Here is a 13401-nt window from a genome sequence, read left to right as displayed (position 1 = left end):
GGCGCCGCGCGGCGTCCGGCGGAACCTGGGAGGAGCATCGTCATGAGCGGCCCGCGCGCATCGCGCGTCTTCTACGGCTGGTATGTGGTGGCGGCCGCGTTCGCCGTCACGTTCGTCGGCTTCGGCAGTGCGTACACGTTCAGCGCGTTCGTCGAATCGCTGCAGCGGGATTTCGCCGCGTCGCGCGGGCAGATCTCGCTCGTGTTCTCGCTGGCCGGCTTCCTGTATTTCGGCTTCGGCATCGTCAGCGGCCCGCTTGCCGATCGCTTCGGCTCCCGACGGCTCGCCGTCGCCGGCATGTTGCTGACGGCCGCCGGTCTGGCTGCAGCCGGCGCCGCGCATACGCTGCTGCAGGTCTATGTCGCGTATGGGCTCGGTGTCGGCTTCGGCGTCGGTTGCGCGTATGTGCCGGCCGTCGGTGCCGTGCAACGCTGGTTCGTGCGGCGGCGCGGCTTCGCGTCGGGGCTCGCGGTCGCAGGGATCGGGGTCGGCACGCTGGTGATGCCGCCGCTCGCGTCCGCGCTGATCGCGCACGTCGGCTGGCGAGGCGCGTATGTCACGTTGGCGGCGATCGCGGTGGTGGTGGGCGCGGGGATGTCGCTGCTGATCGAGAACGACCCGCGCGGGCGCGGCTTGCTGCCCGACGGCGATGTGGCGCGTACGCAAGCGGGCGATGCGCTGCCCGGTGCCACGTCATCGGTTCCGGCCGGTGCGACCGTGCGCGAGGCCGTCGCGTCGCGGCCGTTCGCGAGCCTCTACGCGGCGTGTCTCGTGTGCTCGTTCGGCGTCTTCGTGCCGTTCGTGCACCTCGTGCCGTACGCGCTCGATCATGGCGTCGCGCCGTCGACGGCCGTGCTGCTGCTCGGCGCGATCGGCGTCGGCAGCACGGCAGGGCGGTTCTTCCTCGGCGGCCTCGCCGATCGCTTCGGCCGCCGCGCGTCGCTGCTCGCGATGTTCGCGGGCATGGCCGTCGCACTCGTGGCTTGGGCCGGTGCCGGGAGCGTCGCGACGCTCGCCGCGTTCGCACTCGTGTTCGGCGTGTTCTACGGCGGCTGGGTCGCCGTGCTGCCCGCCGTCGTGATGGACTACTTCGGCGGCCGCAACGTGAGCGCGATCATAGGCGTGCTGTACACGAGCGTTGCGTTCGGCACGCTGATCGGGCCCGCCGCGGCCGGTTTCATCTATGACGCGGGCGGCGGTTATCTCGTGCCGATCCTGGGCAGCGCGGCCGCCAATGCGATCGCGTTCGCGATCGTCGCCACCACCGGCCGCGCGCCGCTGGCGGCGCGCGCGGCCGGCCGCTAGGCACGCGTCGCCGGCCACGCGGCCTGACGCCTCGCGGCTAGGCGTCATCCACGATTTCCGCTACGGTGTGCGGGGCGTCGATCATCGACGGACGGAGGCGCATCGTGACATTCGACGAAGTTCGACGGATCGCGCTGGCATGGCGCGGTGTCGAGGAGGGCACGTCGTACGGCACGCCCGCACTCAAGGTGAAGGGCAAGATGCTCGCGCGCCTGCGCGAGGACGGCGACACGCTCGTCGTGAAGGGCGTCGGCCCCGACGAGCGCGCGTGGCTGATCGAATCGGAGCCCGACGTGTATTACGTGACCGACCACTACGCGGGCTGGCCCATCGTGCTGGTGCGCCTGTCGGCCGCGCATCCCGACGCCGTGAAAAATCTGCTTCTGCGAGAATGGCAGGCGATCGTGCCGGCCAAATGGCGGGACGAAGAGCCACGCGGCGCGAACTGAGCATCCGGCGCGGCGCCCGCGCGGCGAACGAACCTCTTCGACGGAACGGGGCCGCGATGCCGGGGGGCAGCACCGCCTTCGGTTGCCCGCTCCGGCGACGCGCAAAGCGGACGCCGAACCGGACCAAGCGTTGCATCGATTCACATCGATACAACAAGTGGTTCCATCGAAATTCTTCAATTGGTTCTTAGTGAAGAACCGTTTGATGCTTACACTCGTTCGCTTCGAAGGCGGCTGACCGACAGCCGACGGAAAGGGCGCACGCGATGCGCCGGCATCCTCGCGTGCCGCATCGCACCCGCAGCTTCGCAGACTGCGTCGCGCACCGACCGAACCAGGCTCGATCCGGCTTCCTGCCCGCATGCCGCGCACGCGCGGCGGGCTGCCGGGTTCAACAACGACAACTCCCCACGCCGCCTTCACGAGACCCCCGGTCGTACCGGAATCGTTTTTTGGAGAGAGACATATGAGTGGAAGCAACACAGGCCTCGGCACGGGCCTGAAGCAGCGTCACGTGACGATGATGTCGATTGCCGGCGTCATCGGCGCGGGCTTGTTCGTCGGCTCCGGCCACGCCATCGCCGAGGCCGGTCCGGCTTCGATCCTCGCGTATGCGATCGCGGGCGTGCTGGTCGTGCTGGTGATGCGCATGCTCGGCGAGATGGCCGTCGCGCATCCGGACAGCGGTTCGTTCTCGACCTATGCCGATCGCGCGATCGGCCACTGGGCAGGCTTCACCATCGGCTGGCTGTACTGGTGGTTCTGGGTGCTCGTGATCCCGATCGAGGCGACAGCCGCCGCGACCATTCTCAATGCGTGGTTCCCTGGCGTCGCGACCTGGATCTTCGCGCTCGGCATCACGCTGCTGCTGACGATCACCAACCTCTTATCGGTCAAGAACTACGGCGAATTCGAATTCTGGTTCGCGCTGATCAAGGTCGTCGCGATCGTCGTGTTCCTGTGCATCGGCGGTGCGGCGATCGTCGGCATCATTCCTGCCCCGGCCGTGTCGGGCGTGTCGAACCTGTTTGCGCATGACGGCTTCATGCCGCACGGCGCCAGTGCGGTGCTCGCGGCGATGCTGACGACGATGTTCTCGTTCCTCGGCACCGAGATCGTGACGATCGCGGCCGCCGAATCGGATAACCCGCAACGCCAGATCGTGCGTGCGACGAACTCGGTGATCTGGCGCATCACGCTGTTCTATCTCGGCTCGATCCTCGTCGTCGCGGCCATCGTGCCGTGGAACGATCCGCTGCTGCCGACGCACGGCTCGTATCAGCGTGCGATGGAGCTGATCGGCGTTCCGAACGCGAAGGCGATCATCGACGTGATCGTGCTCGTGTCGGTCGCGAGCTGCCTGAATTCCGCGCTGTACACCGCGTCGCGGATGCTGTTCTCGCTGTCCAGGCGCAAGGACGCGCCCGCGTTCCTGCACCGCACCGATTCGACCGGCACGCCGCGTGCAGCCGTGCTCGCATCGACGGCGTTCGGTTTCCTGACCGTGATCGCCAACTACCTGATGCCGGAACAGGTGTTCGGCTTCCTGCTGGCGACGTCGGGTGCGATCGCGCTGCTCGTGTATCTCGTGATCGCGATCTCGCAGCTGCGGATGCGCAAGACGCTCGAATCGGGCGGCGCCGACCTGACGCTGCGGATGTGGCTGTTCCCGTGGCTCACGTGGGCGGTGATCCTGTTCATTTGCGGCACGCTGACCGTGATGTTCGTCAGCGAGGAACACCGGATGGAAGTGGGTGCGACGGCCGTGCTCGCGCTGATCGTGCTGTTTGCCGCGTGGCTGAACAAGCGCGGTCGCGATGCGCGGGCAGGGGCGGGGCGGCGGGTGTCGGCGATGTAATGACGACGTGACGGAGCGGCGGCTGCACTGAGCGTTTGCTGCCTGCCGGCGCGGGAATTACCGTCGTGAAAATGGCCCGATCGGCATGTGCCGCTCGGGCCATTTGTCTTTCACGAGTAAGCAGATGCGCTTGCCCCTGGCGATGCAGGGCGTTCCGCAACATGGCGCGCCATCGACATCTGGACTCACAAAAATCGAACTCGTCTGATTTCATCGACAACGGCAACTTCATACATTGTTCGCTTCGACAACCGAAGTGAATGATGAAGTCGACTCGCGATTAGCGGTCATGCCGGGAGGGTGACAGATGGCGAATGAGAGCATGCGATTGAGTGAAACGGGCTGGGCCGAGCTGCGTCGGCGGGAAAGCGCGGTGATGGCTTACTACAACGATCAGGCGAACAACTGCACTTATGGTGTCGGGACGCTTGCTCATACCGGGCCCTGCACTCCGGAAGAATTGCGCAGGCCGGTTACGACGACGCAGGTGAATGCGCAACTTGCAGCCCGTGTCAGACGGGCGGAGGCCGCCGTGCGACGACATGTTTCAACTCGGCAATTGACGCAGGTGCAATGCGATGAACTCGTCAGCTATACATACAATGCCGGTAATACAGGCGCGCTGGCCGCGCTGCGTTCGGCGAATCAGAGCGATGATGCTGGCGTGGTGTCACACATGAGTCAGCTCGTCTGGATTCATCCGCGAGACGAGAACGGGCGTCGCCTGGCACCCGTCCGTTCGAACGGCCTTGTCAATCGGCGTCGGCTCGAATCGGCGCCGTTTCAGCCACAACAGAGGGCACAGTGAGACGGGCCATGATCGGTTTTTTCGTGCTTCTGTCGACGAATGCATTTGCCGGTCCGACGCCAGCCGACGAGATAGCAGCGCGCAGTGGTTTGCCGGCAAGCGAGGTCAACGCGTTGCTCAGCGACTGCGATTCGAATCAGACGAGCATGAATTTCTGCGCATGGCGCGATCAACTCGTCGCCGAGCGGGAATTGCAGCGCGTCGTTGATAAACAGGCGGGCGAGCAACCGCGGCGCAAGAAGGCGCTCGACGCGCAGATTGCGAAGTGGAAGAGGGCGCGCGACGCATCATGCGAAAAATCGACGCGTAACGCATGGGGTGACGGGTCAATGCGTCCTGCAGCACGGGCGATCTGTGCAACGGAGGCGACGAAGGAAATGACGAAAAGATTGTCCGCGAGCGCCTCCCGCAAACCTTCACGAACCAATCCGGAATGAAAAAAGGCCCGCTACTTCTGCGGGCCTTTCCGGGGTGCCGTGACACTGCGAGAAGCGGTGTTTGTCGATGTATCAGACGTTGAACAGGAAGTTCATCACATCCCCGTCGTGCACGACATATTCCTTCCCTTCCGCGCGCATCTTGCCGGCTTCCTTCGCACCCTGTTCGCCCTTGTACGAGACGAAGTCGTCGAAGGCGATCGTCTGCGCGCGAATGAAGCCGCGCTCGAAGTCGGTGTGGATCACGCCGGCCGCTTGGGGCGCCGTGTCGCCGACGTGGATCGTCCACGCGCGCACTTCCTTCACGCCCGCGGTGAAGTAGGTCTGCAGGCCGAGCAGCTTGAAGCCCGCGCGAATCACGCGGTCGAGGCCCGGCTCTTCCATGCCCATGTCGGCGAGGAACGCTTCCTTGTCCGCATCGTCGAGATCGGCGATTTCCGCCTCGATCGCCGCGCACACCGCGACTACCGGCGAATTCTCGCTTTCCGCGTACTTGCGCACCACTTCGAGGTGCGGGTTGTTCTCGAAGCCGTCGTCCTTCACGTTCGCGACGTACATCGCCGGCTTCGCGGTGATCAGGCAGAACGGCTTGAGCAGCGCCTGCTCGTCTTCCGACAGGTCGAGGCCGCGCACGGCCTTGCCCTGGTCGAGGTGCGCGCGCACCTTCTCGAGCACCGCGGCGAGCTTCACCGCTTCCTTGTCGTTGCCCGACTTCGCGGCCTTCGAGTAGCGCGTGAGCGCCTTCTCGACGGTGCTGAGGTCGGCGAGCGCGAGCTCGGTGTTGATCACTTCGATGTCGTCGATCGGGCTGACCTTGCCGGCGACGTGGATGACGTTGTCGTCCTCGAAGCAGCGCACGACGTGCGTGATCGCATCGGTTTCGCGGATGTTCGCGAGGAACTGGTTGCCGAGGCCTTCACCCTTGCTCGCGCCCGCGACGAGGCCGGCGATGTCGACGAATTCGACGACGGCCGGCACGACGCGCTCGGGCTTCACGATTTCGGACAGCGCCTTCAGGCGCGCGTCGGGCACTTCGACGATGCCGACGTTCGGCTCGATCGTGCAGAACGGGTAGTTCTCGGCGGCGATGCCGGCCTTGGTCAGCGCATTGAACAGGGTGGACTTGCCGACGTTGGGCAAGCCGACGATGCCGCATTTGAGGCTCATGGAATCCTTCGGACCGGTGAGGCGGCGCGGCCGGACAAAGCGCGGCGGCGCGGGAAAAATAGGGACGGCCGGCGCCTGGAGTGCGGCGGGCCGATGTTCGAAGCCGCTATTGTACCGTGCCGACGCCCCGGTTTCCGGCCTTCCCCCGAACGCCCGATGCGACGGGCCGCCGCGCTGCCGGGCCAGCCCGCGATTCTGCTGATTTCCCGCAAAGTCCGGCGGCGTAAGGGATTGGCCCCGCGGCTATAATGCCCGCCATGACTGCCCACCACACCTTCGACGTCGCCGTGGTCGGCGGCGGGCTCGTCGGCAAGACCGCCGCGCTCGCGCTGACCCAGTCCGGCTACAAGACTGCCTTGCTCGCCCAGCCGGCTGCGCCGCGCCCCGCCGATCTCGCGTTCGACACGCGCATCTACGCGCTGTCGTCCAGCTCGCAGGCGTTGCTGGAGCGGCTGCGGGTCTGGCAGGCGCTCGACCACGGCCGGCTCGCGCCGGTCTACGACATGCGTGTGTACGGTGATGCGCATGCGGAACTGCATTTCTCCGCCTATCAGGCGTCCGTTCCGCAACTTGCCTGGATCGCCGAATCGTCGCTGATCGAGACGTCGCTCGACGCCGCGCTGCGGTTCCAGCCGAACCTCACGTGGTTTGATGCGCGCGCGCAAGGCTTCGATGTGCGCGACGACGCGGCCGTGCTCACGCTGTCGTCGGGGCAAGTGCTCGAAGCGGACCTCGTGGTCGGCGCGGACGGCGCGCATTCCTGGGTGCGCTCCCAAATGGGGGCAAGGATCGAGCGGCGCGATTACCGGCAGACCGGCGTTGTCGCGAACTTCAAGGCGTCGCTCCCGCACCGCGAGACCGCCACCCAATGGTTCCGCGACGGCGAGATCGTCGCGCTGCTGCCGCTGCCGGACGGGCATGTGTCGCTCGTGTGGTCCGCGCACACCGCGCACGCGGACGAACTGCTCGCGCTCGATCCCGCGCAGCTCGCGGCCGAAGTCGAGCGCGTGTCGCACGGGCAGCTCGGCACGCTCGAATGCGTGACGCCGGCCGCCGGTTTCCCGCTCGCGCTGCAGACCGTCGACAAGCTGATCGCCCCGCGCGTCGCGCTCGTCGGCGATGCCGCACACCTGATCCACCCGCTCGCGGGGCAAGGGATGAATCTCGGGTTGCGCGACGTCGCGGCGCTCGCGGATGCGATCGCGAACAAGGAGCGTTTCCGCAACCTCGGCGACACGGTGCTGCTGCGCCGCTACGAGCGTTCGCGCCGTGAGGACATCCGCGCGCTGATGGTCGCGACCGACGGGCTGCAGCGGCTGTTCGCGGTGCCCGGCTCGTTCGCGAAGGCGGTGCGCAACGCGGGCATGGCGTTTATCGGCGCGCAACCGCTCGTGAAGCGCTGGCTCGTGTCGGCCGCGCTCGGCTGATCGAACCTTCGCGCGCCCGGCCTGTCGGACAGGGTTCCGTTACGGCGTACACTGTGACGTGCACTCCGATTGAGCTGAAGGAACAACAGGATGAAAAAAACGATCCGCATCGCATCGCTGGCGCTGGCCGTCACGATGGCGACGCTCGGCTGCACCGCGCAGGCCGACCAAACCACCGACAAGTTGAAAGCCACGCTGCAAGCGCGTCTCGGCAGCGACGCGCCGATCAAGAGCGTGTCGAAATCGCCGGTCGCGGGCCTGTACGAAGTGAACCTCGGCACGCAGATCATCTATAGCGATGCAGCCGGCGACTACGTGTTGCTCGGCGATCTCGTCGACACCAAGACGCACAAGAACCTGACCGACGCGCGCCTGTCCGACCTGAACAAGATCGACTTCGCGAGCCTGCCGCTCGCGAACGCGATCAAGGTCGTCAAGGGCAACGGCGCACGCAAGATCGCGGTGTTCTCCGATCCGAACTGCCCGTACTGCAAGCGGCTCGAGACGACGCTTCAGTCGGTCGACAACGTGACCGTCTACACGTTCCTGTACCCGGTGCTGTCGCCCGATTCGACCACGAAGTCGAAGGCGATCTGGTGCGCGACCGACCGTGCGAAAAGCTGGGAGGGCTGGATGCTCGACCATCGCGCGCCGTCCGGCGCCGGCAACTGCGATACGAGCGCGCTCGACAAGAACCTCGCGCTGGGCCGCGGGATGAACGTCACGGGCACGCCGACGATCTTCCTGCCCGACGGCCGTCGCCTGCCGGGCGCGGTATCGGCCGATCAGTTGAATCAGGCGCTCGCGTCGAACAAGTAACCGACCGACACGCCGGGCCGCATGGCCCGGCCAGCGAGGGGCGCCCGCGATATCTGCCGGCGCCTCTCTTCGTTTCCGCCGCCATATTCCGTCCGATTTTCGACCGATTGCCACGATGACCCAGCCGATCCGTTATTCGATTGCCCCGAAAGATCTTGCCGCGCACCTGTTCGAAGTGTCGGTGACGGTCACCGATCCCGATCCCGAAGGCCAGCGCTTCTCGCTGCCGGTATGGATTCCCGGCAGCTACCTCGTGCGCGAGTTCGCGCGCAACATCGTGACGCTCGCCGCGTTCAACGACGCGGGCCGCAAGGTGCGGATCGCAAAAACCGACAAGAACACGTGGCAGGCCGCGCCGGTGAACGGCACCCTGACGCTGCGTTACGACGTGTACGCGTGGGATCTGTCGGTCCGCTCTGCGTATCTCGACGAATCGGGCGGCTTCTTCAACGCGACGGCCGTGTTCCTGAGCGTCGCCGGTCGCGAGGATGCTCCGTGCGAAGTCGACATCGCGAAACCGGCGGGCGCGGCGTTCCGCACGTGGCGCGTCGGTACGTCGCTGCCCGAGGCGCGCGGCACCAAGCGCTACGGGTTCGGCGCATATCGGGCCTCGAACTATGACGAACTCACCGACCATCCGGTGACGATCGGCGAATTCGCGCTGGCGACGTTCGACGCGCACGGCGTGCCGCACGACATCGTGATCGCCGGGCGCGTGACGCAGCTCGACATGGAACGGCTGCGCGCCGACTTGAAGCGCGTGTGCGAAGCGCAGATCGCGCTGTTCGAGCCGAAATCGAAGAAGGCGCCGATGGACCGCTACGTGTTCATGACGCTCGCGGTCAGCGACGGCTACGGCGGCCTCGAGCACCGTGCGTCGACCGCGCTGATCTGCAACCGCACCGACCTGCCGGTGAAGGGCCGGCCGGAAACGACGGAAGGCTATCGCACGTATCTCGGCCTGTGCAGCCACGAGTATTTCCACACGTGGAACGTGAAGCGCATCAAGCCGGCCGCGTTCGTGCCGTACGACCTCGCGCGGGAGAATTACACGTCGCTGCTGTGGCTGTTCGAGGGCTTCACGTCGTATTACGACGACCTGATGCTCGTGCGCAGCGGGCTCATGTCGCAGGACGAGTATTTCGCGGCGCTCGGCCGTACCGTCGGCGGCGTGCTGCGCGGCACGGGGCGCCTGAAGCAAAGCGTCGCGGACAGCTCGTTCGACGCGTGGATCAAGTATTACCGCCAGGACGAGAACGCGACCAACGCGATCGTCAGCTATTACACGAAGGGTTCGCTCGTCGCGCTCGCGTTCGATCTCGCGATCCGCGCGCAGACGCGCGACCGCAAGTCGCTGGACGACGTGATGCGTCTGCTGTGGCAGCGCTACGGCCGCGAGTTCTATCGCGGCAAGCAGGCAGGCGTCGAGGAAAACGAGGTCGAGGCGCTGATCGAGGAAGCGACGGGCGTGGCACTCGGCCGACTGTTCGCCGACGCCGTGCACGGCACGCGCGACCTGCCGCTCGCCGAACTGCTCGCGCCGTTCGGCGTAACGCTCGCGCCCGAGGTCGCGCTTGGCGCGGCCGCGAAACCGACGATCGGCGCGCGCCTGCGCGGCGGGGCGGACTGCACGCTGGCGGCGGTGTACGAGGGCGGTGGCGCGCATCGCGCGGGGCTGTCGGCCGGTGACACGCTGATCGCGCTCGACGGGCTGCGCGTCACCGGCACGAATCTCGACACGCTGCTCGCGCGCTACCGGCCGGGCGACAAGGTCGAGGTGCACGCATTCCGCCGCGACGAACTGCGGACCGCGAAACTGAAGCTGGACGGGCCTGAAGTCATGCGCTACCGGCTCACGGCGGCCGTGAAACTGGCCGCCGTGCGCAAGTCCCGGGACATCTGGCTGAAGGGCTGATCATGCGCGAACGGATTTAGGGGCGCGACCACGGATTGTTCTGCTGCTGCAACAATCCGTCGCCCCTAAGCCGCTTTTTCGCGACGATGCGGCCACGCACAATGGCGTCACTCGCGCTACCGAAGCGCAGCCCAACTGGAGCCTGACATGACGACCATTCTGCAAATCAATTCCGCGGCGCGCTCGCAAGGTGCGCAATCCACACTGCTGGCCAACGAACTGACGGCAAAGCTGCAACAATCGAACGCCGGTGCGAAGGTCGTGGTTCGCGACCTGCTGGCCAACGGTCTGCCGCACCTTGACGAATCGGTACTCGGCGCATTTTTCACGCCGGCCGACCAGCGCAGCGCGGAACAGAATGCGATCGTCGCGAAGAGCGATGCGCTGATCGCCGAACTGCAAGCCGCCGACATCATCGTGATCGGTGCGCCGATGTACAACTTTGGCGTCTCGTCGCAACTGAAGACGTATTTCGACTGGATCGCCCGCGCAGGCGTCACGTTCCGCTACACCGAGAACGGTCCGGAAGGGCTGATCAAGGGCAAGAAGGTTTACGTGGTGACGGCGCGCGGCGGCAAGTACGCCGGTACGCCGAACGACAGCCAGACGCCGTTCCTGCGCACGTTCCTCGGCTTCATCGGCTTGACCGACGTGAACTTCATCCACGCGGAAGGCCTGAACCTCGGGCCGGATTCGCAGAGCGCGGCGCTCGCCAGCGCACGCGAAGCGATCGCTGCCGCGTAAGGCCGGCGCGGGTGCATCGCACCCGCGTTGCGTCGCCGGATGAAAGAACGCCGCGTCCCGAAAGGGCGCGGCGTTCTTGCGTGGTGCGGGTAAAAGCGGAACGCGATTACGCGAGCGTTTCGGCCACCTCAGGCAGGCGCCAGTCGACCGGCTCGCGGCCCGCTTCGACGAGATAGTCGTTCGCGAGCGCGAAGTGGCGGCAACCGAGGAAGCCGCGGTGTGCGGACAGCGGTGACGGATGCGGCGCCTCGAGCACACAGTGGGCGCTCGCATCGAACAGCGCGCGCTTCGCCTGCGCGTGCGCGCCCCACAGCATGAACACGAGCCCGCGATGGCGATTGGCCAGTTCGCGGATCAGCGTGTCCGTGCATTGCTCCCAGCCGCGCTTCGCGTGGCTCGCAGCCGCGCCGCGCTCGACCGTCAGCACGGTGTTGAGCAACAGCACGCCCTGGCGCGCCCAGGTGTCGAGGCAGCCGTGACGCGGCGTGTCGTGGCCGAAATTCGCGGCGATTTCCTTGAAGATGTTGCGCAGCGACGGCGGCGTGCGGACGGCCGGCGGCACCGAGAACGCCAGGCCGTGCGCCTGCGGTGTGCCGCGATCGTCGCCGTGGTAGGGGTCCTGGCCGAGGATCACGATTTTCACGTCGTCCGGGCTCGTCAGGCGCAGCGCGCGGAACACATCGGTCGGGTAGACCGTCTTGCCGGCCGCGCGCTCGTCGTCGACGAAGCGGCACAGCGGCGCATACGCGTCGCTGTCGGTGAACGGTTTCAACACGTCGCGCCAGACGGCCGGCAGCGCGTCGAACTGTGCGGCGAGGTGTGGGACGTTCGCGACAACGGGGCGCGCGGGCTGCGGCGCGGCGGAAATCGGGGCGGCCGCTGCGGCGTTCTTTGCGGGTTTGCGCCCGGCAGCGGCCGGCGCAGGCGCCGAGGCGGAAACATCGTCCTGCGCCGTTTCCGGCACGGGATCGTCGAACAGCGACGCCTGCTGCGGCGTGCGGAGAGTCTTGCGGGTTGCCATGCGTGATGCGTGTTTATTGCGCGCGCAGCCGATAGCCGCGCTGCGCCTTGCTGATGTTTTCGGGGGCGAGGCCCGGCAGCGCCTGCTGCAGTTCGGCGGCGAGCGTCGCGAGCGCCGCTTCCGGGCCGTCGATCAGTTCGAGTTCGATTTCGCTGATCGGTTCGCGGCGCGTATCGTTTTCCGTCTGGACGACGATCTCGCCGACGTCGACCGCGGCCTCGACGGTTGCACCGCCGATTGCGATGCGCCACAGCGTACGCGAAAAATCCGTCCGGAACAGCGCATGCAGCGCCGGCGCCGCGTCGCGCAGTGCGGCGGCGGCGTCCGGTACGTCGCACGCGGCGACGAGCGCATCGATTTCGAGTGCATCGCCGGCAACGGGCAACTCCCATTCGTGGCGACTATGCAGGCCGTCTTGCGCGCTGCCGACCGTCTTGAAGGTCTGCAGCCAGCCATGCGGTGTGCGGCGCACGCGCACCGCGCTCTTCGAACGGGCCAGCGCGAGATCGGGCGTGTCGTAGTAGACGTTCGCGAGCGTGATGACGTCGCCGTCTTCGCCGGTCAGCGTCGCGAAAAAGCGCCGCGCGGCATCGGCCTGACCGGCCGGCAGCGCGAGCTTGATTTCCGTTTCGATCGCCATCAGAAGAACATCCGCGCGAGTTCCTCGCCCGGCTGGTCGGCGCGCATGAACGCTTCGCCGACGAGGAACGCGTTCACGTTCGCCGCGCGCATCGTGTCGACGTCGGTGCGCGACAGGATGCCGGACTCGGTCACGACCATCCGTTCCGGCGGAATCATGTCGAGCATGTCGAGCGTGGTCTGGATCGTCGTCTCGAATGTGCGCAGGTTGCGGTTGTTGATGCCGAGCAGCGGTGTCTTCAGCGTCAGCGCCTGTTCCATCTCGTCGCGGTCGTGGACTTCGACCAGCACCGCAAGGCCGAGCGAGTGCGCATACGCCTCGAGGTCCTGCATCAGCGGCGTGTCGAGCGCGGCCGCGATCAGGAGGATCGCGTCGGCGCCCATCGCGCGCGCTTCGAGGATCTGGTACGCGTCGACGATGAAGTCCTTGCGCAGCACCGGCAGCGTGCAGGCCGCGCGCGCTTCCTCGAGGTAGCGGACGCTGCCCTGGAAGAACTGCTCGTCGGTCAGCACCGACAGGCACGCGGCGCCGTGGGCCGCATACGAGCGCGCGATGTCGGCCGGCACGAAATGCTCGCGCAGCACGCCCTTCGACGGGCTCGCCTTCTTCACTTCGGCGATCACTGCCGCGTTGCCGGCCGCTTGCTTCGCGCGCAGTGCGCCGACGAAGTCGCGCAGGTCGCGCGCCGATGCGTCCAGTTTCAGTGCCTCGAGCGGCGTGCTGCGCATGGCCGCCGCGACTTCTTCGCGCTTGACGGCGATGATTCGGTCGAGAATGTCGCTCATGTGGGTTCCTGCTTGATTCGTAAGGG

At 66.6% G+C, this 13401-nt stretch carries 13 protein-coding genes; 9 read left to right on the top strand and 4 right to left on the bottom strand.

What is annotated here, in order from left to right; genetic code table 11:
* Window positions 1-42 precede the first annotated feature (42 nt).
* The 5 genes from ACVK00_RS28050 (at window position 43) to ACVK00_RS28030 (ending at window position 4857) form a co-directional block, all read left to right on the top strand.
* Complete coding sequence (locus tag ACVK00_RS28050) at window positions 43-1305, top strand: MFS transporter (RefSeq protein ID WP_228906687.1); 1263 nt, start codon at window positions 43-45, stop codon at window positions 1303-1305.
* A 104-nt stretch (window positions 1306-1409) separates the two neighbouring features.
* Window positions 1410-1754: an MmcQ/YjbR family DNA-binding protein gene (locus ACVK00_RS28045; RefSeq protein WP_228906694.1), complete on the top strand. Its 345-nt coding sequence runs from the start codon at window positions 1410-1412 to the stop codon at window positions 1752-1754.
* 466 nt (window positions 1755-2220) lie between these two features.
* Window positions 2221-3612 carry a GABA permease gene (gabP, locus tag ACVK00_RS28040; RefSeq protein ID WP_284888507.1) on the top strand — a complete coding sequence of 464 codons (1392 nt, stop codon included), beginning with the start codon at window positions 2221-2223 and terminating at the stop codon, window positions 3610-3612.
* Between the two features lie 307 nt (window positions 3613-3919).
* Complete coding sequence (locus tag ACVK00_RS28035) at window positions 3920-4420, top strand: glycoside hydrolase family protein (protein ID WP_284888508.1); 501 nt, start codon at window positions 3920-3922, stop codon at window positions 4418-4420.
* A gap of 8 nt (window positions 4421-4428) precedes the next feature.
* Entirely contained in the window at window positions 4429-4857 is a 429-nt protein-coding gene (locus ACVK00_RS28030; protein ID WP_354122910.1) for a lysozyme inhibitor LprI family protein, read from the top strand.
* A 72-nt stretch (window positions 4858-4929) separates the two neighbouring features.
* Here the strand turns inward: ACVK00_RS28030 and ychF are convergent, their stop codons facing one another.
* Window positions 4930-6024 carry a redox-regulated ATPase YchF gene (gene ychF, locus ACVK00_RS28025; RefSeq protein ID WP_284888510.1) on the bottom strand — a complete coding sequence of 365 codons (1095 nt, stop codon included), beginning with the start codon at window positions 6022-6024 and terminating at the stop codon, window positions 4930-4932.
* Between the two features lie 248 nt (window positions 6025-6272).
* On the opposite strand from ychF, the gene ACVK00_RS28020 reads away from it, so the two are divergent.
* The 4 genes from ACVK00_RS28020 to ACVK00_RS28005 all read left to right on the top strand — a co-directional run bounded on the left by ACVK00_RS28020 (window position 6273) and on the right by ACVK00_RS28005 (window position 10929).
* Window positions 6273-7451, top strand: a complete 1179-nt coding sequence (locus ACVK00_RS28020) for a UbiH/UbiF family hydroxylase (protein WP_284888511.1) — start codon at window positions 6273-6275, stop codon at window positions 7449-7451.
* A 90-nt stretch (window positions 7452-7541) separates the two neighbouring features.
* A complete protein-coding gene (locus ACVK00_RS28015; protein WP_228906706.1) occupies window positions 7542-8270 on the top strand; it encodes a DsbC family protein in 729 nt (242 codons plus the stop codon).
* Window positions 8271-8385: 115 nt separating this feature from the next.
* A complete protein-coding gene (locus ACVK00_RS28010) occupies window positions 8386-10185 on the top strand; it encodes a M61 family metallopeptidase (protein ID WP_354122911.1) in 1800 nt (599 codons plus the stop codon).
* A 147-nt stretch (window positions 10186-10332) separates the two neighbouring features.
* Window positions 10333-10929, top strand: a complete 597-nt coding sequence (locus ACVK00_RS28005; protein ID WP_228906708.1) for an FMN-dependent NADH-azoreductase — start codon at window positions 10333-10335, stop codon at window positions 10927-10929.
* Window positions 10930-11035: 106 nt separating this feature from the next.
* Here ACVK00_RS28005 and ACVK00_RS28000 read toward each other — a convergent pair whose 3' ends face one another.
* Genes ACVK00_RS28000 through trpC form a run of 3 tightly spaced genes read right to left on the bottom strand, consistent with a single transcriptional unit; the run spans window position 11036 to window position 13375 of the window.
* On the bottom strand, window positions 11036-11950 hold the full coding sequence (locus ACVK00_RS28000) for a uracil-DNA glycosylase (protein WP_354122912.1): 915 nt from the start codon (window positions 11948-11950) through the stop codon (window positions 11036-11038).
* 13 nt (window positions 11951-11963) lie between these two features.
* Window positions 11964-12590, bottom strand: coding sequence for a CYTH domain-containing protein (locus ACVK00_RS27995; RefSeq protein WP_012363008.1), 627 nt, complete (start codon window positions 12588-12590; stop codon window positions 11964-11966).
* Complete coding sequence (gene trpC, locus ACVK00_RS27990) at window positions 12590-13375, bottom strand: indole-3-glycerol phosphate synthase TrpC (RefSeq protein ID WP_228906711.1); 786 nt, start codon at window positions 13373-13375, stop codon at window positions 12590-12592. The genes ACVK00_RS27995 and trpC overlap by 1 nt, the downstream gene beginning before the upstream one ends.
* Window positions 13376-13401: the final 26 nt, after the last annotated feature.

It is taken from the genome of Burkholderia sp. PvR073 (assembly GCF_054055695.1).
This window is presented reverse-complemented; position numbering and strand designations above follow the sequence as displayed.

Bases quoted from the DNA above. Each gene is read 5' to 3' on its own strand.
- ACVK00_RS28015 (WP_228906706.1), top strand. From the start codon at position 7,542: ATGAAAAAAACGATCCGCATCGCATCGCTGGCGCTGGCCGTCACGATG.
- ACVK00_RS28050 (WP_228906687.1), top strand. From the start codon at position 43: ATGAGCGGCCCGCGCGCATCGCGCGTCTTCTACGGCTGGTATGTGGTG.
- ACVK00_RS28010 (WP_354122911.1), top strand. From the start codon at position 8,386: ATGACCCAGCCGATCCGTTATTCGATTGCCCCGAAAGATCTTGCCGCG.
- ACVK00_RS28000 (WP_354122912.1), bottom strand. From the start codon at position 11,950: ATGGCAACCCGCAAGACTCTCCGCACGCCGCAGCAGGCGTCGCTGTTC.
- ACVK00_RS27995 (WP_012363008.1), bottom strand. From the start codon at position 12,590: ATGGCGATCGAAACGGAAATCAAGCTCGCGCTGCCGGCCGGTCAGGCC.
- ACVK00_RS28020 (WP_284888511.1), top strand. From the start codon at position 6,273: ATGCCCGCCATGACTGCCCACCACACCTTCGACGTCGCCGTGGTCGGC.
- ACVK00_RS28035 (WP_284888508.1), top strand. From the start codon at position 3,920: ATGGCGAATGAGAGCATGCGATTGAGTGAAACGGGCTGGGCCGAGCTG.
- ychF (WP_284888510.1), bottom strand. From the start codon at position 6,024: ATGAGCCTCAAATGCGGCATCGTCGGCTTGCCCAACGTCGGCAAGTCC.
- gabP (WP_284888507.1), top strand. From the start codon at position 2,221: ATGAGTGGAAGCAACACAGGCCTCGGCACGGGCCTGAAGCAGCGTCAC.
- ACVK00_RS28030 (WP_354122910.1), top strand. From the start codon at position 4,429: ATGATCGGTTTTTTCGTGCTTCTGTCGACGAATGCATTTGCCGGTCCG.
- ACVK00_RS28005 (WP_228906708.1), top strand. From the start codon at position 10,333: ATGACGACCATTCTGCAAATCAATTCCGCGGCGCGCTCGCAAGGTGCG.
- trpC (WP_228906711.1), bottom strand. From the start codon at position 13,375: ATGAGCGACATTCTCGACCGAATCATCGCCGTCAAGCGCGAAGAAGTC.